We start from the raw sequence: 2,387 nt of genomic DNA on the forward strand, positions 1-2,387 counted from the left end.
GTGCAGATATGAAAAAACTGATGCTTACCGCTGCTGCGGGTGCCATGACATTGATGGCAAATTCTGCGATGGCGGAAGAGTGCGGCACTGTTACAATGGCCGAAATGAACTGGGCGTCCGCGGGTGCGATCGCTCATATCGACAAGATCATTCTTGAAAACGGCTACGGCTGTAACGTTGAGCTGGTCACTGGCGACACGATGCCGACCTTCACTTCCATGAATGAAAAAGGTCAGCCGGATGTCGCTCCGGAGCTCTGGATTAATGCCGTTCGCGAACCGCTCGACAAAGCGGTTGCAGCTGGTGATTTGATCATTGGGGGTGAAATCCTCAATGAGGGTGGTGTTGAAGGGTTCTGGGTACCAACCAGCCTTGCTGAAAAGCACAACATCAAAACCGTTGAAGACGCCCTGAAGCATCCGGAACTGTTTCCCGGTGCAGAAGATGACAGCAAAGGTGCATGGTTCACCTGCCCGACAGGTTGGAATTGCCGTATTACGACAGGCAATCAATTCCGCGCCTTTGGTGCTGAAGAAAAAGGCTTCGTGCTGGTTGACCCGGGCTCAGCTGCAGGTCTCGATGGTTCCATTGCACGTGCATTTGAGCGCGGTCAGGGCTGGCTTGGCTACTACTGGGCGCCAACCTCCATCCTCGGCAAGTATGACATGACTCTGCTTGATTTTGGCGTCGGCCATGACAAGGAACATTGGGATAGCTGCACTGTTATTGAAGACTGTGCGGACCCGAAGCCGAACGCTTGGGTCGCCTCTGAGGTCTTTACGGTTGTCACTGATGAATTTGCGGAAAAAGCTGGCGTTGCGATGGATTACATCAAGGGCCGTTCTTGGGATAACCACACTGCAGGTAAGGTTCTTGCCTGGATGAGTGATAATCAAGCAACCAACGAAGATGGCGCATACTTCTTCCTGGAAAACTTTGAAGATGTCTGGACACAGTGGGTGACGCCTGAAGTTGCCGAGAAGGTCAAAAAGGCTCTCTAAATTTCAGATTGGAAAGCTCCGAGCCCGCGTCAAAAGCGCGGGCTTTTCGCATGTATGTAAAAAGACCATCGGGGAAACGGGATGGATTGGTTAGAGCGAATAGACTGGGACTGGATTGAGTTCCCTTCGCTGGATCGTAAGGCTCTTAGAGATATTCGGCTTGAGATCGACGGCAGCTTCAAAGAGTTCACGCGAGCTTATGGAGAGACACTTGAAAACGCCCTTGAGCCGCTCAAAGAGTTTTTGATCTTTCTGGAAGCCTTGCTCATCAATTCACCGTGGCTTGCTGTTTTGGTTGCGTTGGTTGGTATCGTGTTTCTCTTGTCCCGAAACATCAAGATTACCATTGGCGCGGTCGTAGCACTCTGTCTCATTGGCCTTTTCGGGATGTGGGAAGACACGATGCGGACCATTGCGATGGTTACCGTGTGTACGTTGCTCGCCATCGTTCTTGGCATCCCGATCGGTATTTCGATGGCGCGATCGGACAGGATGCAGAGCATCGTAAATCCGGTGCTCGACTTGATGCAGACCATGCCGAGTTTTGTGTATCTGATCCCGGTTGTCATGATCTTTGGTCTAGGCAAGGTGCCGGGCCTAATTGCGATTGTGGTTTATGCGATCCCGCCAATCATTCGCCTGACTAACCTTGGAATTAGATTGGTTGATTCCGACGTGCTTGAAGCTGCCGATGCTTTCGGTTCGAATTCCCGGCAGAAACTAATCAATGTTCAGCTTCCACTCGCTCTGCCAACAATCATGGCAGGGATCAACCAGACCATCATGATGGCACTTGCTATGGTTGTTGTTGCGGCTCTGATCGGCGTGAAAGGCCTTGGCCAACCGGTTCTCAATGCCATTGCGAACCAGTATTTCACCATGGGTCTGATGAACGGTCTCGCCATCGTGGCTATCGCCATCATTTTCGATCGCGCTACGCAAGCATATGGCAAACGCCTGCAGAAACACTCGGAGGTGGTCCATGGCTGAGGCTAGTGGTATCGAGATCCGGAATTTGTACAAGATTTTCGGATCCAACGGAAAAGCCATGATTGATCTCGTTAAAAACGGGATCTCCAAGGCTGAGTTGAACGAGAGGCACAATCATGTTCTTGGTCTGAACAACATCAACATCTCCATGCCAGCCGGTAAAATTCAGGTTGTCATGGGGTTGTCTGGCTCGGGTAAGTCCACGCTTATCCGCCATATTAATCGCCTCATTGACCCCACAGATGGTGAGGTCCTTTATTGCGGTGAAGATGTTTGTCAGATGTCAGCAAGCGAGTTGCGAGAGTTCCGTCGCCACAAAACGGCAATGGTGTTCCAGAAGTTCGCCCTTCTGCCTCACAGAACCGTCATGAAAAATACAGTCTACGGACTGGAGAT

General features: G+C 51.2%; 3 protein-coding genes. All 3 read left to right on the forward strand.

What is annotated here, in order from left to right; all coding sequences use genetic code 11:
• Positions 1 to 8: 8 nt before the first annotated feature.
• Positions 9 to 1,001 (forward strand): ABC transporter substrate-binding protein, encoded by a 993-nt coding sequence (locus tag TRICHSKD4_RS01690; RefSeq protein WP_040615990.1) that lies wholly within the window; start codon positions 9 to 11, stop codon positions 999 to 1,001.
• A gap of 81 nt (positions 1,002 to 1,082) precedes the next feature.
• Positions 1,083 to 1,991, forward strand: a complete 909-nt coding sequence (locus TRICHSKD4_RS01695) for a proline/glycine betaine ABC transporter permease (RefSeq protein ID WP_009465654.1) — start codon at positions 1,083 to 1,085, stop codon at positions 1,989 to 1,991.
• Positions 1,984 to 2,387: ATP-binding cassette domain-containing protein (locus tag TRICHSKD4_RS01700; protein ID WP_040615968.1), on the forward strand; the 404-nt coding region annotated here is incomplete at its 3' end. The genes TRICHSKD4_RS01695 and TRICHSKD4_RS01700, both read left to right, overlap by 8 nt.

The sequence above is a fragment of the Roseibium sp. TrichSKD4 genome (assembly GCF_000148725.1).
GTDB lineage: Bacteria > Pseudomonadota > Alphaproteobacteria > Rhizobiales > Stappiaceae > Roseibium.

What these genes read in the sequence shown, in the direction of transcription:
- TRICHSKD4_RS01690 (WP_040615990.1), top strand. Translation starts at nt 9, where the DNA reads ATGAAAAAACTGATGCTTACCGCTGCTGCGGGTGCCATGACATTGATG.
- TRICHSKD4_RS01695 (WP_009465654.1), top strand. Translation starts at nt 1,083, where the DNA reads ATGGATTGGTTAGAGCGAATAGACTGGGACTGGATTGAGTTCCCTTCG.